General features: G+C 70.5%; 18 protein-coding genes and 1 tRNA gene. 10 read left to right on the top strand and 9 right to left on the bottom strand.

Annotation, left to right across the window (positions count from 1 at the left end; genetic code table 11):
- Window positions 1-71 precede the first annotated feature (71 nt).
- Window positions 72-1340 carry a S8 family serine peptidase gene (locus ABD108_RS11565; protein ID WP_220659539.1) on the top strand — a complete coding sequence of 423 codons (1269 nt, stop codon included), beginning with the start codon at window positions 72-74 and terminating at the stop codon, window positions 1338-1340.
- A complete protein-coding gene (locus ABD108_RS11570; RefSeq protein ID WP_220659538.1) occupies window positions 1337-1567 on the top strand; it encodes a hypothetical protein in 231 nt (76 codons plus the stop codon). The genes ABD108_RS11565 and ABD108_RS11570 overlap by 4 nt, the downstream gene beginning before the upstream one ends.
- A 65-nt stretch (window positions 1568-1632) precedes the next feature.
- Here the strand turns inward: ABD108_RS11570 and ABD108_RS11575 are convergent, their stop codons facing one another.
- Together ABD108_RS11575 and ABD108_RS11580 are read right to left on the bottom strand one after the other, a co-directional pair.
- Window positions 1633-3225, bottom strand: a complete 1593-nt coding sequence (locus ABD108_RS11575) for a beta strand repeat-containing protein (RefSeq protein WP_343930359.1) — start codon at window positions 3223-3225, stop codon at window positions 1633-1635.
- A gap of 587 nt (window positions 3226-3812) precedes the next feature.
- Window positions 3813-3894 (bottom strand) — tRNA-Leu (locus tag ABD108_RS11580).
- 81 nt (window positions 3895-3975) lie between these two features.
- Between ABD108_RS11580 and ABD108_RS11585 the strand changes: the two genes are divergently transcribed.
- Both ABD108_RS11585 and ABD108_RS11590 read left to right on the top strand, forming a co-directional pair.
- Complete coding sequence (locus ABD108_RS11585) at window positions 3976-4440, top strand: transcriptional regulator (protein WP_220659536.1); 465 nt, start codon at window positions 3976-3978, stop codon at window positions 4438-4440.
- A complete protein-coding gene (locus ABD108_RS11590) occupies window positions 4437-4814 on the top strand; it encodes a DUF3817 domain-containing protein (RefSeq protein ID WP_343930360.1) in 378 nt (125 codons plus the stop codon). Before ABD108_RS11585 ends, ABD108_RS11590 begins: the two co-directional genes overlap by 4 nt.
- 79 nt (window positions 4815-4893) lie before the next feature.
- Here the strand turns inward: ABD108_RS11590 and ABD108_RS11595 are convergent, their stop codons facing one another.
- Complete coding sequence (locus ABD108_RS11595) at window positions 4894-6669, bottom strand: AMP-dependent synthetase/ligase (RefSeq protein WP_220659535.1); 1776 nt, start codon at window positions 6667-6669, stop codon at window positions 4894-4896.
- A gap of 107 nt (window positions 6670-6776) precedes the next feature.
- On the opposite strand from ABD108_RS11595, the gene ABD108_RS11600 reads away from it, so the two are divergent.
- Together ABD108_RS11600 and ABD108_RS11605 are read left to right on the top strand one after the other, a co-directional pair.
- Entirely contained in the window at window positions 6777-8588 is a 1812-nt protein-coding gene (locus tag ABD108_RS11600) for a DEAD/DEAH box helicase (RefSeq protein WP_255585863.1), read from the top strand.
- A gap of 108 nt (window positions 8589-8696) precedes the next feature.
- Window positions 8697-12929, top strand: coding sequence for an AAA domain-containing protein (locus tag ABD108_RS11605; protein WP_343930361.1), 4233 nt, complete (start codon window positions 8697-8699; stop codon window positions 12927-12929).
- Window positions 12930-12933: 4 nt separating this feature from the next.
- On the opposite strand, the gene ABD108_RS11610 is transcribed toward ABD108_RS11605, so the two are convergent.
- Window positions 12934-14409: a PucR family transcriptional regulator gene (locus ABD108_RS11610; protein WP_305111437.1), complete on the bottom strand. Its 1476-nt coding sequence runs from the start codon at window positions 14407-14409 to the stop codon at window positions 12934-12936.
- A 126-nt stretch (window positions 14410-14535) separates the two neighbouring features.
- Here ABD108_RS11610 and gabT point away from each other — a divergent pair, with 126 nt between their 5' ends.
- Window positions 14536-15888, top strand: coding sequence for a 4-aminobutyrate--2-oxoglutarate transaminase (gene gabT / locus ABD108_RS11615; protein WP_343930362.1), 1353 nt, complete (start codon window positions 14536-14538; stop codon window positions 15886-15888).
- The gene (locus ABD108_RS11620; protein WP_343930363.1) at window positions 15885-17336 is read left to right on the top strand and encodes an NAD-dependent succinate-semialdehyde dehydrogenase; all 1452 of its coding nucleotides are present in this window, start codon (window positions 15885-15887) and stop codon (window positions 17334-17336) included. Before gabT ends, ABD108_RS11620 begins: the two co-directional genes overlap by 4 nt.
- 33 nt (window positions 17337-17369) lie before the next feature.
- On the opposite strand, the gene ABD108_RS11625 is transcribed toward ABD108_RS11620, so the two are convergent.
- The 4 genes from ABD108_RS11625 to ABD108_RS11640 all read right to left on the bottom strand — a co-directional run bounded on the left by ABD108_RS11625 (window position 17370) and on the right by ABD108_RS11640 (window position 19902).
- A complete protein-coding gene (locus ABD108_RS11625) occupies window positions 17370-18182 on the bottom strand; it encodes a shikimate 5-dehydrogenase (protein ID WP_343930640.1) in 813 nt (270 codons plus the stop codon).
- Between the two features lie 62 nt (window positions 18183-18244).
- Entirely contained in the window at window positions 18245-18892 is a 648-nt protein-coding gene (locus ABD108_RS11630; protein ID WP_343930364.1) for a DUF3558 domain-containing protein, read from the bottom strand.
- Window positions 18893-18894: 2 nt separating this feature from the next.
- Window positions 18895-19500 (bottom strand): DUF3558 domain-containing protein, encoded by a 606-nt coding sequence (locus ABD108_RS11635; protein WP_343930365.1) that lies wholly within the window; start codon window positions 19498-19500, stop codon window positions 18895-18897.
- An 18-nt stretch (window positions 19501-19518) separates the two neighbouring features.
- Complete coding sequence (locus ABD108_RS11640) at window positions 19519-19902, bottom strand: hypothetical protein (RefSeq protein WP_343930366.1); 384 nt, start codon at window positions 19900-19902, stop codon at window positions 19519-19521.
- 196 nt (window positions 19903-20098) lie between these two features.
- Here ABD108_RS11640 and ABD108_RS11645 point away from each other — a divergent pair, with 196 nt between their 5' ends.
- Both ABD108_RS11645 and ABD108_RS11650 read left to right on the top strand, forming a co-directional pair.
- Window positions 20099-21340: a hypothetical protein gene (locus tag ABD108_RS11645; RefSeq protein ID WP_343930367.1), complete on the top strand. Its 1242-nt coding sequence runs from the start codon at window positions 20099-20101 to the stop codon at window positions 21338-21340.
- A gap of 82 nt (window positions 21341-21422) precedes the next feature.
- The gene (locus ABD108_RS11650) at window positions 21423-22724 is read left to right on the top strand and encodes a hypothetical protein (protein WP_343930368.1); all 1302 of its coding nucleotides are present in this window, start codon (window positions 21423-21425) and stop codon (window positions 22722-22724) included.
- Here the strand turns inward: ABD108_RS11650 and ABD108_RS11655 are convergent.
- Window positions 22699-23520 carry an SIR2 family NAD-dependent protein deacylase gene (locus tag ABD108_RS11655; RefSeq protein ID WP_343930369.1) on the bottom strand — a complete coding sequence of 274 codons (822 nt, stop codon included), beginning with the start codon at window positions 23518-23520 and terminating at the stop codon, window positions 22699-22701. The two genes, ABD108_RS11650 and ABD108_RS11655, sit on opposite strands and share 26 nt — an antisense overlap.
- Window positions 23521-23788: the final 268 nt, after the last annotated feature.

Consider the following 23788-nt stretch of genomic DNA (forward strand, 5'->3'; position numbering starts at 1 on the left):
GGTGTCGTACGCGGATCTAAGAGTTCGCTGCGGTGCGCTTCACTGATCGCAGCGTCGGACGAGGAGGACGTGTGATCGCGATCGACGGTGTGCCGAACGAGGCCGGGCGCTACGTGCTCGTCTTCCCCTCCGGCTCCGACGAATACGGCCGGGTGTTGCGCCGCGTCATGGGAGTCTCCGAGGTGCTGCGGTCCGCGGATGCGGGCTCGGAGAACGATCTCCAGACCGCGGGTGCGGTGGTCTTCGACCGCTTGGGCATCGCCGTGGTGCAGGCGGACCCGGATCAGCTGGTCTCGCTGCAGGGAGCGTCGCCCGATGTGCTGTCGGTGGAGCCGGAACTCGAGCACTACCCGCTCGGCGTGGGCTCCGAGGATTACCTCGCCGGTTACCGGGACGGCGTCGCCGACCTCACGCGGCGGCTCGGGATCGCCGAGCCCGCCACCCCCAGCGGCGCCGCGTCGCGTTTCGCCGATACCGCGGAGTTCACCTGGGGCTTGCAGGCCGTCGGTGCCTCCGTCGATCGCTCGGGAGGCGCGGGCATCAAGGTGGCGGTCCTCGACACCGGTTTCACCCTGGGGCATCCCGATTTCGCCGACCGCGGCGTGATCACCCGGTCCTTCGTCCCCGGCGAGGACGCCGCCGATGCCCACGGACACGGGACGCACTGCGTGGGCACGGCCTGCGGGCCGCTCGTGCCCGCCGGTGGTGGACGCCGCTACGGCGTCGCCTACGCGTCGCAGGTGTATGTGGGGAAGGTGCTGGCCAACAACGGAACCGGGAACGACACTGGCATCCTGGCCGGAATCGACTGGGCGCTCGGCGAGGGCTGCCAGGTGATCTCGATGTCGCTCGGTGCCGATGTCCGGCAGGTGTCCGCCGCGTACGAGCGCGCCGGCGCCGCGGCGCTCGCCGCCGGCACCCTCATCGTGGCCGCCGCGGGAAACAACGCGCGCCGCCCGGGCGATAAGGGATTCGTCGGCGTGCCTGCCAACAGCCCGTCGATCATGGCGGTCGCCGCCGTCGACCAGGCGCTCGGCGTGGCCCCGTTCTCGGCGACCAGCAACCCCGTGGCGGGCGGGCAGGTGGATATCGCGGCCCCGGGGGTCGAGGTCTACTCGTCGTGGACCCTGCCGCAGCGCTACAACACGATCAGCGGCACCAGCATGGCCACCCCGCACGTCGCCGGGCTGGCCGCGGTCGCGGCCCAGGTCACAGGCCTGCGCGGGCAGGACCTGTGGGCGCAGCTCACCCGGACCGCGCAACGCCTCGACGGAGCCTCGGCGGACGTGGGCAGCGGCCTGGCCCACACCGACGGGAACGGCGCTATCGTCGACTCATGACCCCGGTCACCGTCACCCTGAGCTGCCCGAACGATGCCTTCGATGCCACCGTCGAGGCCGTGCGGGCCACCGGCCTGCGGGTCGATCAGGTGCTCCGGAATCTCGGGATCGTGACCGGCGAGGTCGAACCGGGACGGCTCGCGGCGCTGCGCGGCGTCGACGGCGTGGGCACCGTGGAGGCCGCTCAGGGCTTCACGGCTCCGCCGCCGGACGGCCCGGTCCAGTAGGGCACAGAGGAACGGCCGCCCCTCGCGAATGCGTGGGACGGCCGTTCTCGTTGCGGTGTGGGTGATTACGCCGCGTCCTTGCCGCTCGACACCTCGTTCGAGGAGCTCGAGGAGCTCGAGGAGCTCGACGAGCTGGAGGAATCCGAGGCGGAGTCCTTGCTCGCGGAGCTCGAGGTGCCCGGCGTGGTGGTCACCGAGACGCTGCCCGGGGTCACCGAGGTGCCGCCGGGCGTCACCGTGGCGGAACCGGTGCTGCCCGTGACGGTGGTGCTCGCACCGTTCGGCGCGGTCACGGTGCCGGTGCCCGAGGGGCCGGTCACCGTGGCGCCGCCGGGGCTCACGCTGCCGCTGCCGGTGTTCACCGAGCCGGAGGCGCTGCCCGCGGGGGTGGTCACGCCGCCGCCGACGGTCGGGCCGGTCACCGTGGCGCCGCCGGGGGTGACGGTGGCGGTGCCGGGGGTCACGGCGACATTGCCGCTGCCGACCGGAGTGGTCACGGACGCGGAGCCCGACGGGGTGGTCACCGAGGCACCGTTGGGTCCGACGGAGACCGCACCGGTGTTGACGTTCGCGGTGCCGCTCGCGATCGGGGTGGTCACCGCGACGGACCCGGACGGGCCGTTGACGGCGACACCGTTCGGGCCGAGGCTCGCCCCGCCGCCACCGAACGCGCCCGTGGCGGAACCGATCGGGGTGGTCACGCCGCCACTGAGCACCGGAAGGGTCGCTCCGATGCCGTTCAGGCCCGCGGTGATGGTGCCCGCGGAGAGGCCCACGTTGGCGGATCCGATCGGCGTGGTCAGACCGGCGCCCAGGGTGGGTGTGGTGATGACCAGGCCGTTCGGGCCGACGGCGATGCTGCCGAGGCCCAGGTTGATGTTGCCGCCGAAGCCCAGGGCCGACAGGTTCAGGCCGAGGGTCGGGCCCGCGAGCCCGACGGTGCCGTTGCCGTAGATCAGGCCGCCGGGGGAGAACGTGAACAACGCATTGCCCAGGCCGAGCGGCGCCGTGGCACCGACCTTGATGTTCGGCGTCACCGTGGTGACACCGTTGGTCCGGATCGAGCTCAGCCAGGCATCGAGGCTCAGGCCGCTGCCCAGCGGTCCGTTGATCGTGGTGGCGTTGCCCAGGATGCTGCCGAGATCGGCGGTGGAGAGCGGTCCCAGATTGCCGGTGGAGATGGCGGTGAGGATCGCGGGCAGGCTGCTGGCCGGGAAGGTCACGCCGCCGTAGAAGGAATTGCTCACGCCGCCGAGGCCGAGAGCGCTGATGCCGACGTTCTGGACGGCGCCCAGGCCGGTCCAGCCGGCGGGGCCGTGGTTGATCGCGCCGATGCCCGACGTGGACGAACTGGTGGCGGGGAACAGTGAGCCGACGATGGGAATGCCGTTCCACGTCTGCACGCCCTGAGCGATCTGTGCCGATGTCGCCGGAATGACCACCAGCGGAATCACGCCGGGCGCGGCGGGCGCCAGACCCAGCAGCACGGCGGCCGGCTGGTTGGCGAGATTCGCCGGATCGAGGGGATTCGTCGTGGCGGCGGCAGCCGTGCCGGCGGTGCCGGTGGTGAGCGCGGCGGTTGCTGCCAGCGCGCCGGCGACGGCGGTCAGGTGACGGGTAGAACGCGTCAGAGCGGTGGAACCTGAATGACGAGCCATGGGGACCTCCGAGTGGGAAAGCAGTGCGTCTTCTTCGCGTCTGCCTGGCTGACGTTAGTAGACGACGATCGGATTTGTACACGTTTTATTCAGCATTCTCTTAAATACGTAAGTGCAACAGTTAGTCCCGTTAATTGGGTATTGCCACTCTCCCTATTGTTACCGCGCAGTAGTGAAAGAGTCGTGGGCTCTAGTGCGACCAAGCAACCGAGGCAACCAAAGTTGTCGCTGGATAGAGGTTCGCTGCGCCAAATTACGTGGCGCTGAAACGCGGTTATTGAACGCCGTAAGAATGGTGTAACTGCAAATACATCGAGGCGTCGAGTGTCGCAGCGTCCGCCTGAAACCGGGTATGAATGAGGGGTTGGTAGACCTTTTCAGCGAGTTCACAGCGAGTGAAACCTGAAAAAATCCTGGGCGTTCGGAATCGGGGACTTCAATGTCTGACCGGCAAGCCATAACGTGGTCTCCCGCGGAATATCCGTACCGGGGTGGTGGCCATTGTTGCGGTTGCATGCGAGAGAGTCCGGCATGCGCCGGCGGAGGAGGGTGTGGCGTGGGCGGCGCAGTAGCAGCAAGGGGGTGAGTGCGCCCGGGGAGACTTGAACTCCCACACCCTGAGGTACCAGAACCTAAATCTGGCGCGTCTGCCAATTCCGCCACGGGCGCGTGCCCAGCGGTCCACCGCTGCGGCGCAGGTCACGATACCTGTCTTCAGCGTCGAACGCCCGGACAGGTACCGTCGAGGATGTGAATCGTCGTCGCCATCGCCCCGCACTCATCGTGTTCGTGGTGGTCGCGGCGGCGGCATGCCTCGCACTCGGTTGGTGGCAGTGGGGGCGGTTCGAGTCGACCGCCGGTAGTGCGCGCAACCTCGGCTACGCCATGCAGTGGCCGCTGTTCGCCGTCGCCTTCATCTGGGGCTACCGCCGGTTCGTCCAACTGGAGGACGAGGCGGAACTCGAAGACCGGATGGCCGCCGAGGAAGAGGCCGCCGCAGCGGGCGACGGCACCGCCGCGAGCGCTCAGCGTGCGAAGTCCGCGGCATCGTCCCTGACGGCCATCCCCGAGGGATTCCTCCCCAGCCGGCCCGCGGCCGCGTCGCCCGCCGATGATGGGCCCGAAGATGCGGCGCACGCCGAATACAACCGTCTGCTCGCCGAACTCGCGGCGAACGACACCCCCCGGACAGACACCGCCAAGGAGAAGCAGTGACCGACGCCCCCACCCCGACCGCCGACCAGCTCGCGGCCAAGCGCCGCGATCAGGTCAAGGGAGCCCTCGGCCGCTACCGGTTCATGGCCAACTTCACCGGTTACTTCCTGCTGATCCTGTGTGCGGAGATGATCTACAAGTACCTGTTGGCGCCCGCCTTCGACTGGCCCATCCCGGGGTGGCTGGGCCTGATCGCGATCATTCACGGCTGGGGATACTTCATCTACCTGATCCACACGCTGGACCTGGGCGTGAAGGTGAAGTGGCCCGCGCCGCGCTTCCTCGTGACGCTGCTCGCGGGAACGATCCCGCTGCTGGGCTTCTACTTCGAGAAGAAGAACTCCGACGAGATCCGGGCCCAGTACAAGCTCTGACCGCCGAGATCGACCGGCCCACGAAACAGCGCCGCCCGCCACGGAATCCGTGGCGGGCGGCGCTGCGTCGCGAGGGGAATCAGCCGTAGATCGCGTCGACTTCGCCCGCGTGCTTGTCCATCACCACGTTCCGCTTCACCTTGAGCGTGGGCGTCAGTTCGCCGCCGTCGATGGTGAAGTCGGTGGTCAGCACGCGCCACTTCTTCACCTGCTCGGCGTTGGACACCAGCGAGTTGGCGGTGGCCACGGCGGAACCGATCTCGGCCAGCAGGGTCTCGTTCTCGGCGGCCTCGGCGAGCGTCATCTCGGGCAGCCCGCGCGCGGTGAGCCAGCCGGGGAGGGCCTCGGGATCGAGCGTGATGAGCGCGCCCACGAAGGGCTGCTTATCGCCCACGAGCATCGCCTGCGAGACGAGCGGGTGCTGGCGCAGGGCGTCCTCCGTCTGCGCGGGCGCCACGTTTTTGCCCGCCGCGGTCACCAGGATCTCCTTCTTGCGTCCGGTGATCGAGAGGTAGCCGTCCTCGTCCAGCGACCCCAGGTCGCCCGTGTGGAACCAGCCGTCCTGCAGCGCTTCCGCGGTCGCCTGCGGAAGACCCCAGTAGCCGCCGAAGACCACGGGGCCGCGCAGCAGGATCTCGCCGTCGTCGGCGATCGCCACCTCCTGGCCGGGCAGCGGGCGGCCCACCGTGCCCACCTTCTGGCTGCTGGGGGAGTTGCAGGTGATCGCCGCGCTGGTCTCCGAGAGGCCGTAGCCCTCGTACACCGGCACGCCGGCGCCGCGGAAGAAATGGCCGAGCCGCGCCCCGAGCGGCGCACCGCCCGAGACGGCGCAGTTGCAGTTGCCGCCCAGTGCCTCGCGCAGCTTCGCGTAGACCAGCTTGTCGAAGACGGCGTGCTTGAGCTTCAGAACCAGACCGGCGCCGCCGGAATCCTGTGCCTTGCTGTACTCGATCGCCGTATCGACGGCCGCGGTGAAGATCTTGCCCTTGCCGCCCTCCTCGGCCTTCGCGCTCATGGTGTTGTAGACCTTCTCGAAGACGCGCGGCACGCTGAGGATGTAACTCGGCTTCAGCTCGGCGAACAGTCCGGTCAGGTTCGTCAGATCGGCGGTGTGCGCCACCCGGATGCCGTGCTGCACAGCGGCCACCGAGACGGCGCGCGCGAAGATGTGGGCCAGGGGCAGGAACATCACGGTGCTGTCGCCCGGCTGCGCCATCTGGCTCAGCCCGTCGTAGATGGCGTCGTACTCGGCCAGCAGGTTCTCGTGGGTGAGGACCACGCCCTTGGGCTTGCCGGTGGTTCCCGACGTGTACACGAGGGTGGCCTCGGCAGCGGAGGTCACCGCGGACACGCGGTCGGCGTAATCGGCGTCGCTGACGCCCGCACCGTCGGCCACCAGTCCGTCGATCAGGCCCTCGTCGATCACCCACACCGGCACCCCGGCGGGCACACCGGAGCCGATCCGATCGGCGGTCGCGCGGCTGTCGGTGATGAGCGCGATCGACGCCGAATCGGTGAGGATGTGCTCGACCTGCGCGGCCGAGTTCGATTCGTACACCGCCACTGTGGAGCCGCCCACCGCCCAGTTGGCGAAGTCGAGGGCGGCCCACTCGTACCGGGTGGGGCTCATCAGTGCGATGCGGGTGCCGTTGCCCACGCCGCGGGCGATCAATCCCTTGCCGATCGCCGTGATCTGCTCGTTGAACTGCGCCGCCGTCACGGGCTGCCAGCCCGATCCGGTGGGCCGCAGGAACAGTTCCGTCCCGGGGGCCGACTCCGTGAGAGTGCGGATCCTGGTGGTCAGGTTGTCCGACGGGGCATGGGTGCGGGTGGGGGCCGTGGCCTCGATGCGCAAGTGCTCCTCCTGGAAGCCGATAGGGATGTGTGCCCAACCTATCGGAGGATGTCCGATTCCGCTGGTGTTTCGCGTGACCGACTCATAGCACATATGCTGGGCAAATAATGTCTGAAGAATTCGGTGCCGAGCGCACCGCCACCGCTGTCGCCGCCACCGACGAGCAGGCCGGCCAAGAGAGTCCCGAGCCCGTCACCTTCCTGGATCTCGGAATCGACGAGCGAGTGCTGCGTGCGCTCGCCGAGGTCGGTTACGAGAACCCGTCGCCGATCCAGGCCGCCACCATTCCGCCGCTGCTCAGCGGTTCCGATGTGGTGGGCCTCGCGCAGACGGGCACCGGTAAGACCGCCGCCTTCGCGGTGCCCGTGCTGTCCAAGATCGACGGTGAGAGCCGCAAGCCGCAGGCGTTGGTGCTGGCGCCCACCCGCGAGCTCGCGCTGCAGGTGTCCGAGGCCTTCGGCAAGTACGCCGTGCACATGCCGAACGTCACCGTGCTGCCGATCTACGGCGGGCAGAGCTACGGCGTGCAGCTCTCGGGGCTGCGCCGCGGCGCGCAGATCATCGTCGGAACGCCGGGCCGCGTGATCGATCACCTGGAGAAAGGCACGCTCGACCTGTCGAACCTCGAGTTCCTGGTGCTCGACGAGGCCGACGAGATGCTCACCATGGGCTTCCAGGAGGACGTCGAGCGGATCCTCGCCGACACCCCGGAGTTCAAGCAGGTGGCCCTGTTCTCGGCCACCATGCCGCCCGCGATCCGCAAGATCTCCAAGAAGTACCTGCACGATCCGGTCGAGGTCACCGTCAAGGCGAAGACCGCGACCGCGTCGAACATCACCCAGCGCTACCTGCAGGTGGCGCACCAGCGCAAACTCGACGCGCTCACCCGCCTGCTGGAGGTGGAGGAGTTCGACGGGATGATCATCTTCGTCCGCACCAAGTCGGCCACCGAGGAGCTCGCCGAGAAGCTGCGCGCCCGCGGGCACGCCGCCGCCGCGATCAACGGCGACATCGTGCAGGCCCAGCGCGAGCGCACCATCGGGCAGCTCAAGGACGGCAAGATCGACATCCTGGTGGCCACCGACGTCGCGGCCCGCGGTCTGGACGTCGAGCGCATCAGCCACGTGGTGAACTACGACATCCCGCACGACACCGAGTCCTACGTGCACCGCATCGGCCGCACCGGCCGCGCCGGCCGCAAGGGCGACGCGCTGCTGTTCGTGACGCCCCGCGAGCGGCACCTGCTGCGCGCGATCGAGAAGGCCACGCGGCAGCCGCTCACGGAGATGGGCCTGCCCTCGGTGGAGGACGTGAACGCCCACCGCGTGGAGAAGTTCGGCGAGTCGATCACCGAGAACCTCACCTCCGAGCACCTGCAGCTGTTCCGCAAGCTGATCGAGGACTACGTGGGCAGCAACGACGTACCGCTCGTCGACGTGGCCGCGGCGCTCGCGCTGCAGTCCCGCGACGGCTCGTCGTTCCTGCTGCAGCCCGATCCGCCGGAGCGCGAGCGCAACGCCCGCGACCGCAAGGACCGGGACTTCGGCGACCGCGAGGACCGCGGCCGGGGCCGCAAGGACCGCGACCGCGACCGGGAGCCGTCGATCCACCGCAAGACCGGCCGCCCGATGGCGCCGTACCGGATCGCGGTCGGCAAGCGGCAGCACGCCACCCCGTCGGCCATCGTCGGCGCGATCGCGAACGAGGGCGGCCTTCGCCGCAGCGACTTCGGGCACATCAGCATCCGGCCCGATCACAGCATCGTCGAACTGCCCGATGACCTGCCCCGGGAGGTCTTCGACGCCCTCGAGCGCACCCGGATCTCGGGCCAGCTGATCAACCTCGAACTGGACCCGGGGGCACCGTCGGGCCGCCCCACCGGTGGCAAGCAGCGTTTCCGCGCGGGTCGCAAGAGGTAATGACCTGTCGGCTCTTCGGCGATATGCATTAACCTCTAGTCAAGGTGTAGCCCATCGTGGGCGCGCCGAAGCGTCGGCCTGCGCCGACCCGAGAGACTCGAGGAGCACATGACCGCCGCCGATGAGCAGGGCGACGGCCCGGGCGGCCGTCGGGATCGCGTCGTCCGGCTGTTGCAGTACCTGGACGAGCTGATCCGTTCCCGTTCCGTGGTCGCGCGCGATCTGGACGATCACCTCGCGGTCCTGCCGCTCACCGGTACCGGCGCGCTCACCGACAGCTGGGACGCCGATACCAAGCCCGGCGGCACCATCTTCACCGTGCCCCGCCAGGGCGACGACGGGCCCGATTCGCCGCACGCCCGCCTGCTGCGCGTGTACGACGAGCTGGCCGACCATCCCGAGTCGGTGGAGCTGGTGCTGGCCTCGGGCCTGCTCACCGCCCGGGACGGCGACACCCGCATCCGCGCCCACCTGCTCACCCAGCCCGTCCTGCTCGAACGCGACCGCCGCGGCCGCAAGCTCTCGGTGGTCCTGCCGCGCGATTCGGTGCCCCGCGTCGAGGACTCGCTCCTGTTGGCCGGGCTCCCGTCGTTCGACCTGTCCGGCTCGGCCGACCTGCAGGACGAGCTGCGCGAGACCGCCCGCACCGTGCTCGATCCCGCCTGCGAGCAGTTCACCGAGCAGTGGCTCGGTGCCGCGTCCCGCGACGGTGGCGCGCACATCGAGTTCGCGCCCGCGCTGGTGCTGCGCACCCGCGGGTCCGCGCCGCTGCTCGGCTTCTACGACGCGATGAAGGCCGACGTCTCCGATCCCGAGCGCACCGTCCCGGTGGGTCTGGCGCAATTGGTGGAGGCGGTCGATTCCGGCGAGCGGCTGCGCATGCTCGGCGAGGTCGGCGCCATCGGCCCCGCCGATCTGCTCGACGAGGCCTACTACGTGCTGCCCTCGAACGTGGAGCAGCGCGACATCCTCGCCCACATGGGCGGCGACACCGGTGTGGTGGTCGAGGGACCGCCCGGTACCGGCAAGACGCACACCATCGCCAACCTGCTCGCCGCGCTCCTGGCAAAGGGGCAGCGGGTCCTCGTGGTGTCCGAGAAGGCGCAGGCCCTCGCGGTCCTGGAGGACAAGCTGCCGCCGGAGCTGCGGCAGTTGGTGGTCTCGGTCACCGATGTCACCAAGGACGGTTCGGCGTCGCTCGCCGCGTCCGTCACCGAGATCGCGACCCGTAAGTCCACCTATTCCGAGGCGCTCGCCGACGCCGAGCTGCGGGATCTGCGCGCCAAGCGCGACCGTGCCGTGGCCCGCCGCGAGGACCTGGTCCGCGAGGTGTGGGCGCTGCGGACGGCCGAGACCGAGGAGTCCGAGTGGCTCAGCTCGGCGTACTCCGGCAAGCCCGCCGAGGTGGTCACGCAGGTGCGCCGCGACGCGGACCAGTACTCCTGGCTGCCCGGGCCCATCGAAGGGACGGTGCCGCCGCTCGACACCCGCGAGTTCGCGCGACTGGTGGATCTGTTGCGGCGCAACGACGAGGTCTTCTCCCGCCGGCTCGCACACAGCCTTCCCGATCTGTCGGCCGAGGTGCCGGACGTCGACGATATCGAGCAGCTCACCGCGATCCTGGCCGATTCGCCGCTCAGCGATGCGGTCGACGGCGACGGTGCGCTGGCCCACGTACTCGGCGGCGTGGACGCCGATCAGCTCAGCGTGATCAAGGCCCGCGCCGATGTGATCACCGAGCTCGTCGACCGGGTGCGGCGGTTCCCGCCGTCCGCGCAGCTCCTCGCCGAGGACATGCTGATCGGTACCCGGGCGCACCTGGCCGCGCGCCTCGTGGGCCTGGAGGACCAGATCGCGATCGCGCGCGCCGCAGACGTCGAGCTCGACGGTGCCGCAGTGGAACTGAGCGACACCCCGGATGCGAACGACCGGACCGCCATCGAGCGGTACGCCCGCTTCCTGGACAACGGCAACGAGCCCCGCAAGCGGTTCCGCAAGCCCGAGCAGAAGGACTTCGAGCAGACGGGCCTCGGCATCGTGGTCGACGGTGACGAGGGCTCCGATCGCGACTTCCTGCTCGCCGCCGAGCGGCACCTGGTGGTGGAGGACGCGATCGGCCGGGTGGCCACCGTGCTCACCGCGCTCGGCCTGGAGGCGCCGGCCGCCGATCCCACGGGCACCGGCTCGCCCCGCACCCGCTCCGAGCGGCTCAGCCAGGCCGCGGACCAACTGCTGCGCGCCCGCACCGTGGTGCGGCTCGTCAGCGAACGCGACCGCATGGTGCACGCCATGCAGAAGCTGTCCGAGAACTCGCCCCGTCCCAAGGATCTCGACGAGGTGGCCGATGTCGCCGAGCAGGTGGTGGCGATCTCCGCCGCCGCCGGCGCCCGCGATGCCTACAGTCGGATGGACACCGTCCGGCTGCGGGTGCAGGAGATCGTCGAACGCGGTCCGTCGCCCGAGGGTGACGCCCTCGTGGCCGCGCTGCGCCAGTACCGGTACGGACCGATCCGCGACGCCCGGCGCGCCTGGGAGACCGCGCGCACGGAGCGCGACGACCGCGGCGCGCTCGACTTGCTCGCCCTGCGCCTGCGCACCAAGGCACCGGCCCTGTTCGATCTGATGGCGCGCACCGCCGACGATCCGGTCTGGGACACCCGCGTGCCCGAGATGAACGCCGCCTGGTCGTGGCGCCGCGCGGTGATGTGGGCGGCCGGCCGCGTGCACCCCGCCGACGACGCCCAGCTCGAGGCCGATCTGCAGTCCGCCGAGCAGGACGTGGCGCACTACACCACGCGGATCGCCACGGCGAGTGCGTGGCGGCAGTGCCTGCGTCGCATGACCTTCGACGAGATCCAGGCCCTACACGCCTACCGCGATCACATGGCCTCGATCGGCCGTGGCTCGGGACGGCACGCCGAACGCTTCCGCGTGGCGGCGCGCGAGGCGATGCGACAGGCGCAGTCCGCCGTGCCCGCATGGATCATGCCGATCTCGCAGGTGGTGGCATCGATCGCGCCCGAGCCCAATGCCTTCGACGTGGTGATCGTGGACGAGGCCAGCCAGGCCGACATCACCTCCAGCTTCCTGCTGTGGCTCGCGCCCCGCGTGATCGTGGTGGGCGATGAAAACCAGTGTGCGCCGTCGGCCTTCACCGGGGTCAACCTCGACGACGTCTTCGCGCGGCTGGACGCGCAACTGCCCGACATCCCGCCCTACCTGCGGGATTCGCTGACCCCGCGGTCCAGCCTGTTCACCCTGCTGCGCACCCGGTTCGGGCACACCGTGCGGCTGCGGGAGCACTTCCGCTGCATGCCGGAGATCATCGACTTCTCCTCGCGCCAGTTCTACTCGGACGCGCCGCTCATCCCGGTGCGGCACTACGGCGCCGATCGTCCGGTGCCGCTGCGCGTGACGCACGTCGACGATGCCGAGGTGGTCGGCGAGGGCGCCCGGATCAGCAATCCCCGTGAGGCCCAGGCGATCGTGGACCAGCTGGTGGAGTGCTTCGCCGATCCGCTGTACAAGGGCCGCACCTTCGGCGTGATCGCGCTGCAGGGCCAGGGCCAGGTGGACGAGCTGTACCGGCGCCTGCGCGCCGCCATCGACCCGGACGAGTGGGATGCCCGCCGCCTGCGGGTGGGCACCCCGCCGGATTTCCAGGGCGACGAGCGCGATGTGGTGCTGCTGTCGATGGTGGTGGCGCCCGACTACAAGTTCCGGGCGCTCACCGGCCGGGACTTCCAGCGCCGCTTCAACGTGGCCGCGTCCCGCGCCCGGGATCAGCTGTGGCTGTTCACCTCCGTGAGCGAGGACGATCTCAAGCCGAACGACCTGCGGGCGTCGCTGCTGCGCTACGTCACGCGCGCCGATGTCGAGGTGGCGCAGCCGATGCCGGTCGACGTGCCGACCGACCGCCGCGTGGAACCCTTCGACAACCTCTTCGAGCAGCAGGTGTTCGTGCGATTGCGGGACATGGGCTATCACGTCAATCCCAAGGTCACCGTGAACAACCGGGTCATCGACCTGGTGGTCACGGGTGAGAACGGCCGCCTCGCGGTGGAGTGCGACGGCTCGGACTTCGCATCGACCCCGGAGCAGGCGCGCTCGGACATCGAACGCGAGCGGGAGCTGCGCCGGTGCGGCTGGGAGTTCGTGCGGGTGCGCGAGTCGGTCTTCCTCACCGACCCCGATGCGGCGATGTCGGTGGTCCTGCAGGCGCTCGATCGCCGTGGCGTGCAACCGCTCACGCTGCAGCGCGCGCTCACGGTGGGGGAGAAGGCCACCGACGGCACCGTCGAGGTGTGGGAGCCCGTGGGGCTCGACATCGATACCGAATAGCCGGTCAGTCGGCGGTCGCCAGCGCGAGCACCAGTTCGGCGCGCACCCGGGCCGAGGAGAGATCGGCCCCCAGCAGGGCCTCGGCGCGCCCGATCCGCGCCCGCAGCGTGTGCCGGTGCACCCCGGCCGTCGCGGCGGCCTCCTCCCAATTGCCATTGGCTTCGAGGTAGGCGCGCAGCGATTCCAGGAGCGAGGAGCCGTGCTCGGCGTCGTGGTCGCGCAGGGGGCGCAGGAGCCGGTCCGCGACCGCGGTCAGAGCCTCACGCGCGGGTCCGGGCGCCAGCAGTAGCGCGCCCGCCGTCGTGGTCGAATCGACCACCGGGCCACCGCGTTCCGCGGCGCCCAGCAGGATCGCGGCCTCCTGGGCCGCCTCCCGCACCCGGGACAACGGCCGGGCCGATCCCAGGCCCGCCGCGGTCGTCGAGCGCACCCCGGTCGGCAGCGCCGAGAGGAGGCGATCGGCGTCGGCGGTATCGACGTCGGAGGCCACCAGCACGTCGATCCGGGTGGCCGCGCGATGCACGTACCCCGGTCGCCGAGCCTCGGCCAGAGCCGCACCGACGGTAGCTTCCACACGTTGTGCGGCGTCCTCATCGGCCGCGCGCAGGGCGAGCACGCGGATCCGGCCGTCGGCTCCCGCAGCGCCGTGGAGCCCGGTCTCGCCGCCGTGCGCCAGCGCCAGGGCGAAGGCGGCGGCGTCCACCCGATCCTGCGCCGCGCGCACGCGGTCGGGTTTGGCCGCGTCGAGGGCGAGCAGCGAGGCCGCGTGGCCGAGCAGGATCTGGCCGGTGGGGCCGGGCGGCTGCTCGCCCACCAGCACCAGCCGGCCGTGCTCGGCGCGCCGTCCGATCGCCAGCACCGTCACCGATTGTCCGCCCGCGTCGGAGCTGGTCAATGCGTCCGCGGTGGCGGTGGGGAGCGCCTCGGGGACGAATCCCGCCGGATGCGCGGCGACGATGCCGCCCGCCCGATCGAGCACGGCCACTCGGCCCTCCAGCGTGGCGGCGAGTTCACGCACCAGTGCGGAGGCACCGTCGTGGAGGACCGCCCGGGTCATCCGCGGCTGGGCCCGCGCCGCACGGAGCAGGGCGTCGTACCGGGCCGATGCCAACTGGTCGAGCACCGCGTGCGAGACCGCCTCGAAGGGTGTGGATCGCGGTATCTCCAGCACCGGTAGGCCCGCCGCCTCGGCGGCGTCGAGGAGGTCCGCGGGAATGCTGGGGAACGACAGTCCCACACCGAAACCCAATGCCGCGATCCCGGATTCGGCCATCCGCTGCACGTATGCGGTCCGATCGACATCATCGCTCAGGCTGACCCCGGTGGTGAGCACGAGCTCGCCGCCGGAGAGCCATTCGAAGGGCTCGGCGTGCTCGATGGTTTGCACGTGGCGGATGTCGCGGTGCGTGCCGCGCCTGCCCGCGCGTACGCGCAGGCGGAGGTCCGGCAGTCCGGCGAGCCAGGCGACGGTCGTGGTCACGGTGTACATGATGGCGTGTTTCGAGGGCACGCGGTAGACGAATCGGCAGGTGTGGTCGGAGGGCGTCGTGGTGGATCCTCACAGGGAACGCGCTCGCGCCGCGAGCCCACGACGCCAGGAGGCCCCGTGCCCACGATCAGCTATCGCCTGCCCCAGGTCCGCCAGCTCGCCACCGAGCTGCCCGGCCCCGCCTCCCGCGCGCTCGCCGAGCGCCGTGCCGCGGTGATCCCCGCGGGCGTGGCCTCCACCGCGCCGGTGTACGCCGCGGACGCCGACGGCGGCGTGATCCTCGACGTCGACGGCAACAGCCTCATCGACCTGGGCGCGGGCATCGCCGTGACCAACGTGGGCGCCAGCGACCCGGCCGTCGCCGAGGCCATCGCGAAGCAGGCGGCGCGGTTCACCCACACCTGCTTCATGGTGACGCCGTACGAGGAGTACATCGCCGTCGCCGAGCAGCTCGTCGCACTCACGCCGGGCGACGGTCCCCGTCGGGCCGTGCTCTTCAACTCGGGTGCCGAGGCGGTGGAGAACGCGGTCAAGATCGCCCGCCACGCCACCGGTCGCAACGCCGTCGTGGCCTTCGATCACGCGTACCACGGCCGCACGAACCTCACGATGGCGCTCACCGCCAAGTCGATGCCGTACAAGCACGGCTTCGGTCCGTTCGCGTCCGAGGTCTACCGGATGCCGATGTCCTACCCGTTCCGCGACCAGGCCGGCCTCACCGGACCCGAGGCGGCCGCCCGCGCGATCACCGCGATCGAGAAGCAGATCGGCGGCGATCAGGTGGCCGCCGTGATCATCGAGCCGATCCAGGGTGAGGGCGGGTTCATCGAGCCCGCACCGGGATTCCTGCCCGCGGTCGCGGCATGGTGCCGCGAGAACGGTGTCGTCTTCATCGCCGACGAGGTGCAGACCGGCTTCGGCCGCACCGGCCGCTGGTTCGCCTGCGAGGAGGAGGGCGTGGTACCCGATCTCATCACTCTCGCCAAGGGCATCGCGGGCGGTATGCCGCTGTCGGCCGTGGTCGGCCGCGCCGACCTCATGGACTCCGTGCACGCGGGCGGCCTCGGCGGCACCTACGGCGGCAACCCCGTGGCCTGCGCCGCCGCGCTCGCCGCGATCGGCCGCATCCGCGAGCTCGACCTGCCCGGCCGCGCCGCCGAGCTCGGCGCCCGCACCAAGGCCACGCTGCAGGAGCTGGCCGCCGCCGTTCCCGCCGTCGGCGATGTCCGCGGGCGCGGCCTCATGCTGGCGATCGAGTTCGTCCGCGAGGACGGCGTGACCCCCGACGCCGATCTCACCAAGGCCGTGGCCGCCGCATGCCTCAAGCAGGGCGTGCTCGTGCTCACCTGCGGCACCTACGGCAACGTCATCCGGCTGCTCCCGCCGCTGGTGATCGGCGAGGACACCCTCGCCGATGGTGTCGCCGTGCTCGTCGACGCGATCCGCGCCGAGGCCGGGGTCCCCGCATGACCGATCTGCAGACCATCACCGTGCACGGCCTCTCGATCGGCGGCACCGAGCGTCCCGCCGCCTCCGGGCGCACCTTCGACGTGATCGATCCCGCCACCGGCGCCGTGATCGCCCGCGTCGCCGACGCCGGCGCCGATGATGCGCGGGCCGCCGTCGCCGCCTCCCACGCCGCGGCGGAGGGCTGGCGCACCACCCCCACGCGGGAACGCTCCCGCATCCTGCGCCGGGCCTTCGACGCTGTCACCGCGCGGGCCGAGGAGTTCGCCGCCGTGATCACCGCCGAGATGGGCAAGCCGCTGTCCGACAGCCGCGGCGAGGTCGCCTACGGCGCGGGCTTCCTGGAGTGGTTCGCCGAGGAGGCCGTGCGCATCAACGGCCGCACGGCCGCGGCCCCCGCCGGAACCGGGCAGATCGTGGTGACCCACGAACCCGTCGGGCTCTGCTACGCCGTGACCCCGTGGAACTTCCCGCTGGCGATGATCACCCGCAAGGTGGGCCCCGCGCTCGCCGCCGGCAACACCATGATCGTCAAGCCTGCGGCCGAGACTCCGCTCACCGCACTGCTTCTCGCGCAGGTGCTCGCCGAGGCGGGCCTGCCCGAGGGGGTGCTCTCGGTGCTGCCCTGCTCGGCCCCGGTCGAAGTCTCCGACGCGCTCTTCGCCGAACCCGATCTGGCCAAGATCACCTTCACCGGATCCACCGCGGTGGGCCGCAAGCTCCTGGCCGCCGCGGCGCCCGGGGTGCTGCGCACCTCCATGGAACTCGGTGGCAACGCCCCCTTCCTGGTGTTCGAGGACGCCGATCTCGACGCCGCGCTCGACGGTGCGATGCTCGCCAAGATGCGCAACGGGGGACAGGCGTGCACCGCCGCGAACCGGTTCCTCGTGCACGAATCGGTACGGGCGGAGTTCGTTTCGCGACTCACCGAGCGGATCGCGGCGCTCACCGTGGGAGCCGGCGCGCAGGCGGGCAGCGAGATCGGACCGCTGATCTCCGAGAAGCAGCGGGCCACCGTGGCCGCCCTGGTCGACGAGGCCGTGGCCGACGGTGCCGTGGTCCGCACCGGTGGCAGCGCGATCGACGGGCCCGGACACTTCTACGCCCCCACCGTCCTCGACGAGGTCCCGGCCGGTGCGCGCATCCTGCGCGAGGAGATCTTCGGCCCCGTGGCCACGGTGCGCGGCTTCACCGACGAGGCCGCCGCGATCGCCGAGGCCAACGACACCGAATACGGTCTCGCGGCGTACTTCTACACCCGCGACGCCGCCCGCGTACAGCGCGTGGGCGCCGCACTCCGGTCCGGCATGGTGGGCGTGAACCGCGGCCTCATCTCCGATCCCGCTGCGCCCTTCGGCGGTGTCAAGGCCTCCGGGATCGGCGCCGAGGGCGGCTCCGAGGGCATCGGTGAGTACCTCAACGTGAAGTACCTGGCCCTGCCCGCCGTGTGATCAGCCCGGGGTGGTCGGATCGGGGTGATCGGCTCAGGCGCGGGAGAACTCGGACGCGGTGCGCACCAGCTCCGGGTCCGGGCGGATGCCGGTGTAGAGGACGAACTGTTCGGCGGCCTGCAGCGCGATCACCTCGGCACCGGTGATCACCGTCTTCCCGGCGGCGCGACCGGCGCGCACGAAGGGCGTCTCCGGCGGCATCGCGACCACGTCGAAGACGGTGTCGGCGGCCTCGATCAGCGGCTGCGGGAAGGCCAGGTCGTCGCGGGCGGGCCCGCCGTCCATCCCGACCGGGGTCGCGTTGACCAGCACGCGCGCACCGTCGGGCGCGGCGGTGGCGTGGCGGAACCCGTACTGCTCGGCCAGCGCTCCGCCGGTCTCGGCGTTGCGGGCCACCACGGTGACATCGCTGCATCCGTGATCGCGTAGCGCGGCGACCACGGCCTTGGCCATGCCGCCCGATCCGGCGACCGCCGCCGGCAGCGCCGGGTCAATCTCGTTCGACGCGAGCAGCGAGGCGATCGCGGCGTAGTCGGTGTTGTAGGCGTGCAGCACACCGTTCTCGTTGACGATCGTGTTCACCGAATCGATGGCGGCGGCCGACGGCTCCATCACGTCCACCAGCTCGATCACGGCCTCCTTGAAGGGCATCGAGATCGCGCAGCCGCGCACGCCCAGCGCCCGCACCCCGCCGATCGCCGCCGGAAGGTCGGTGGTGGTGAACGCCTTGTAGAGGTAGTTCAGGCCCAGCTCGCGGTACAGGTAGTTGTGGAACCGGGTACCGATGCTGCTGGGCCGGCCGGACAGCGACATGCACAGCACGGTGTCCTTATCGGGCATACCGATGGTGGCGCTCACGGGTCCAGCGTAGGGGAGTGGTGGCGGTGTTCACTTGAGCGCCTCCACAGTTATGGGGCCTTGGAGACAGCAAGTGATGCGAAGGCGATCGCGCGATCGCATTCGGCCTTGTTGCCGGGAGAGGGGTTGGTCGACCCGGCGATTGTCGTGACGATGGACTGCTCGGATGCGAAGGCCGAGATGCAGTAGTTTTTCTCCGGGGCGTAGGCGATCGTGCGGCCGTGGGCCTGTCGGTCGGGTTGCCATTGCAGGGTATTCATGTAGCGCTTGTACTCGTCGAGGCCCATTTCTCTGCCGACGATCTGTGAGTATTGGCCGCCGCCGCGGGAGTCGGTGTAGTCGTTGGCGTTCCATCGGCAGCCTCGGTAGTTGGCGGCGTCGACTTGCGCTGCGTCGCGTATCGAAGAGGGATTGATGTCGATTGCGATGAGTTCGGCATCGGTGTAGGCCGTGCAAGGTTCGAAGCTAGTGCCGTCGGTACGGTCGTTGGTGCGATTCTTGATGGTGGGCGTGAAGGGCAGTGGCTTCGCGGGGGCGTGTGACTTCGTGGTGGATGCCGCGTTGGTTGTCCTTGTGACACTCATCGCTGCGGCGTCGGGTGCCGGGTCGCCCGTTACCGTTGTGGTGCACCCGCTGAGGACAAGTCCGACCGCGAGTAGACCTGGTAGGACGCGTGTCGCGTACTCAGCGACGACCACTGTCAGGGGGCCTTGGATACGGCGAGAGACGCGAATGCGAAGGCTCGGTCGCATTCGACGGTGCGTCCCGGTGACGGGTTGGTGACGATGACGCTTGTGGTGACGATGGATTTCTCGGAGGCGAAGGCGGCGATGCAGTAGTTGTTCTCCGGTGCAAGGGCGATGGTGCGGCCGTTGGCGGTGCGATCGGCCTGCCAAGGGAGTCGTTTCATCGTTCGCTTGTATTCGTCCAAGGTCAGTTCCCGGCCGACGATTTGGGAGTACTGCGAGCCGCCGCGTTTCGCGGTGTAGTCGGTGCCGAGCCAGTCACAGCCGCGGAAGTTGGGATAGTCGATCTTGGCGGCGTCGGTGATGGTGGTGGGGTTGATGTCGAGCGCGAGGAGTTCGGCGTCGGTGTAGGCGCTGCAGGGTTCGAAGGTGGTGCCATCGGTGCGGTCGTTGGTGCGGTTCTTGATAGTGGGCGTGAACGGGAGAGGTTTCGCCGGGGGGCGTGACGTGCTTGTGGGCGCCGCTGTGCCGTTGGTTGTGACGGACGAAGGTACGCCGGAGACAGGTTCACCAGAGAGTGTTGTGGTGCAACCGCTGACCAGTAGTGCGGCGGCAACCATCGCAGGTGCCATACGCATTCAGTTGCCGCCGATCACGGCGTTGATCTCCGCTTCGTTGGCACCCTCCGCGCGCAGGATCCGGCGCCCGTTCTCGCGCAAGGCGCGGGCGATCCCGCGGGCCTCGGCCGCTTGCGCGTTGAACGTGTTGAACAGCGAGCGTTCGTGGGTAACCACCCCGACCTGGATGTTGTAGGTGGCCGCCTCGCCCTCGACGGTGGGACCGAGGTAGTTCTGCGCGCCGACCTTTTGGAGGTCTTTCGATGCGCTTTCCAGTCGTAGTGCGTGGCGTTCGAAGGCGCGGGCGAGCTCTTCCTGGACGTTCCCGTCGGACACCATGATCTCGCGGCCCTTCACTGCGTCCCGGGCGGCGTCGATGATTTCGGCGAGCTCACCGTCGGCCATCGGTCCTCCTCGTCTTGCCCGCATCGCTCGTACGGGTCTCTTGAATTGGACGCACGGGCTCACCGGACGGTTCCCACGGATCCGACGCCGTTCCCGAACTCGGTGATCGGAACCGATACGTGGGCTGGTGCGTCTAACGGGCATGGAGGGGTTTCGGGAAGTCGGAGATACGAACTTCGGGGCATATTCGGGGCGGATGGTCCGGGAATTCGCTCGCGCGGTGTCCGGGGGCGGGCTGGCAACGGATGCCCGGGCGGTGAAGCAGGGTGGCGATTCCCAGGCGCAGAGCGTGGCGGAACTGGAGCGCGATGTCGCCGTGCTGACCCCGCGGTGGTCGGGTGAGGACGCGACCGAGAGCTACAACGTGATCCGGCGGTTCACCGCCGTCTCGTACCAGGTCGGTCCGGAAGTAACCAGGACGGTTCGCCAGCTGGAGGACCTCTCGGATGCCGCGACGAAGACGAACCAGAGGTTCAGCAACATCGCCGATGGGGGATTGGACCAGGGGGAGAGCTGCGACTCCACGGACCGCACCAACGAGAGCATCGGTGAGACCCGGGCGCGCGAACTGCGCGCGACGTACACGCTTCCCGTGCAGGGGGCGGCGTCGGAGCTGCCGTTGCCGGCGAAGACGGTCCCCGTGTCCTTCAACGGTGGCGGGCCGGAGGGCTTGTCGCCGCGTTCGGCGGGCGGGGGACTACCGGATACGAGCGGCGGTCTCGGCGGATCGGGTGGTTCGAGCGGTGCCGGACCGGGCGGCGGACCGTCGGACACTCCGACCGGAACCGGCCCCGGCGACGATCCGGACGGTGATCAGCTCGCCGCCGGCGGCCCGGAAGGGACCGGCACCCCGCAAGGGACGTCGTTCGGCACACCGAGCGCGGGCACCGGTTCCTCCCCGACGAGCGCGGGTGCGGCGACCGAACCGGGATCGGGACTACCCGGCGACACCGGAACGGGCCTCACCGACCCGTCGAGCACCACCCCGTCTTCCTACGAGACCGACGGCGCGGCGGCGACCCCGTTGCTGACGCCCGCGGGCGGCCTGTCGGGGCGGACGTCGGGCGGCGGTGCCGGGGCGGTTCGCACCGCCGGTCTGGGAACTTCTGCGTCGCCACTCGGGCTGCGTCCGGACGGCGCCGCACTCCGTGGTGGCGTCGCGCCCGCCGCCGCGGCGTCCGCGTCCACCGCCGGCGCTCGATCGTCGTCGATGCCGATGGGCGGTATGGGCCCCGGTGCGGCAGGCGGTCAGCGCGGTCAGGGCGACGGGCGGCACAGAACCCCTGGCTACCTCATCGACCGGGCGAACGGCGAGGAACTGGTGGGCGGTCTCCCGCTCGTGGGCCCGGGCGTGATCGGCGAGTGGCGCGCCGACGGCGCGAAGGACCCGGTGCGCCGGCCCGAGCCGCCAGCGGGCGGCGGGCCGCGGAGGACCTGAGCGGCCTGAATCGGGCTGTGCCGGTCACCGGTTCGCCTCGCACGTCGGGGAACCGATTGCGGCGCTGGCGCGTCCAATGGGTATGGCAGGTGGACCGATCGGGCTGACCCAGTTCCAGCAGGGGTGGTCGCAGCGGATGATGTACGACATGGCCGCAGGCCTGTACGGGCCCGGTGTCGCCGCCGACGCTCGAGCGCTGGCCGCGGCCTCCGCGAAGCAGGCCGACAGCGTCGCCGAGCTGGAACGGGACGCGGCGGCGCTCCGATCCCGATGGCGGGGTGAGGCCGCGGACGAGTCCTTCGAGAAGGTGCGGCACTACACGGAGGGCTCCTACACCACCGGCGCGACGGTGGCCAACCTCGTCTCACGGATCGACGGACTCTCCGAGACGGCCTCGACCATCAACCGGGACTTCAGTACCCGCAGAGTGATCAAGGAACTCGTGTCCGTGAGCTTCGACGGTGGGCGACTGCAGGTGGGGCGGGGCGAGGACGAGTCCCACACGCGCAAGGTCGCCGAGGAACTGCAGCGCCGGTACTCCCGACCGATCCAGAGCGACGCCACCGATATGCCGTCGTGCCCGCCCGAGGTCGCCATCTCGTTCGGGGGCGGCGACGGGGGCGGGACCGGGCCCGGGCGTGCACCGGGACCGGGTGGTTCGGGCACAACAGCGGGGCCTGGCGGCTCGTCCTCGGGCGGCGGAACCTCGTCGACGGGCGCGGGAACGACGCCGGGGACCACAGACGGTGACGACGACGGGCTGGGTGCGGGCGCCGCGGACGAGAACGGTCTCGGCTCGTCGACCGATGCCGCCGGTGGGGGACCAGGTTCGGGACAGCAGAGCGGCGCCGGCGCACCGTCGGGCACCGGGACCGGAGCCGACCGCACCGCGGGCGGCACGGGCCTGCCGGACGGCACCGACGGCGCCCTCACCGATACCGAGCCCTACGACACGAGCGGTCAGGTGTCGCCGCTGCTCTCGCCCGCCGGCGTCACACCGTCGGGGAGTACCGCGGGGCGCGGTGGGCTCGGCACCTCCGGGCTGCGCGGCGGCGGCGGCACCACCGCCTCCCCGTTGGGACTGCGTCCGGACGGGGCCTCGCTGCGGGGGACGGCGCCCGCGGCAGTGGCGGGTGCGTCCGCCACCACGGGTGCGCGGTCGTCGATGCCGCTCGGCGGGGTGCCCGCGGGTGCGGCCGGTGGGCAGCGGGGCCAGGGGGACGGCCGGCATCGCACGCCCGGCTACCTCATCGACCGGGCGAACGGCGAGGAACTGGTGGGCGGACTCCCGCTCGTGGGTCCGGGCGTGATCGGCGAGTGGCGGGCCGACAAGGCCCCGGAGGCGCCGCGGCCGCCCGTCAGGGGTGAGCCGCGCCGGAATTGAGCGCCGCGACCAGGGCCGGAAGCCCCGTGGCGGCGGTCGTGCGCCAGACCTCGGTGGCCTGCCGGCTGAGCGGCGTGGGCTCCGGGTTGATCTCGACCACGGGGATGCCCGCCTCGAGCGCCATCTCGGGCAGCCTCGCGGCGGGATAGACCAGCCCCGAGGTGCCGACGACGAGCACCACATCGGCCGCCAGCACCGCGGCCTCCGCGCGCCCCCAGGCGTCCATCGGCAGCGGTTCGCCGAACCAGACGATGCCGGGACGGACCTGCGAGAGGCACTGCATGCAGGTCGGCGGGGTGACCCGCATTTCCGGGCTGGGCTCGCCGTGTGTGGCCTTCAGCTCGGCGTCCGACCCGAGGTAGGGCGTGCCGCAGTACTCGCACCGCGGTGCGAACATGCTGCCGTGCAGGTGCGCGGTGACCTCGGACCCTGCGCGTTCGTGCAGGTCGTCGATGTTCTGCGTGACGATCGAGACGGTGCGGTGCTCGCCCAGTTCGGCGAGCGCGATGTGTCCGTCGTTGGGCTCCGCCTGCCGGGCCACGTACGCGCGCCACTGGTACCAGCCCCAGACCAGCGGGGCATCGCGCGACCACGCGTCCACCGAGGCGATCTCCTCGGGGTCGTACTTCTCCCACAGTCCCGTCTGCGCCTCCCGGAATGTGGAGATACCCGATTCGGCGCTCATACCCGCGCCCGTGAGGACCGCGACGGTGTCGGCCGTCGTGACGAGCTCTGCCACCGCCGGCGGAACGGGAATTGGCGCAGGTCGGTCGGAAGGGGGCATTCCGGGCTGCATCGGTCCAGCCTACCGACCCGGCGGACGCCGCCGGGCCCCCGTGAAGAAGGTAACGATTCGATAACAACTGCTACTGGCGGGAAACATCGGTGATCGGCATCACGCGGGTATTCACCTGCGCTGATTCATGGGTGTATTGGCTTCCGAATACACCCGTGAATCGGTTTTCATAACTTACTGGCGGGTATACCCGGGAGTTACATTCGCGCACGTCAGAGGTGTCGCAATCCTGTGGTCTCATGGATAACGGGTTTCCGCGAGCCGGTCG

The sequence above is a fragment of the Tsukamurella strandjordii genome (assembly GCF_039525985.1).
GTDB classification, from domain to species: domain Bacteria; phylum Actinomycetota; class Actinomycetes; order Mycobacteriales; family Mycobacteriaceae; genus Tsukamurella; species Tsukamurella strandjordii.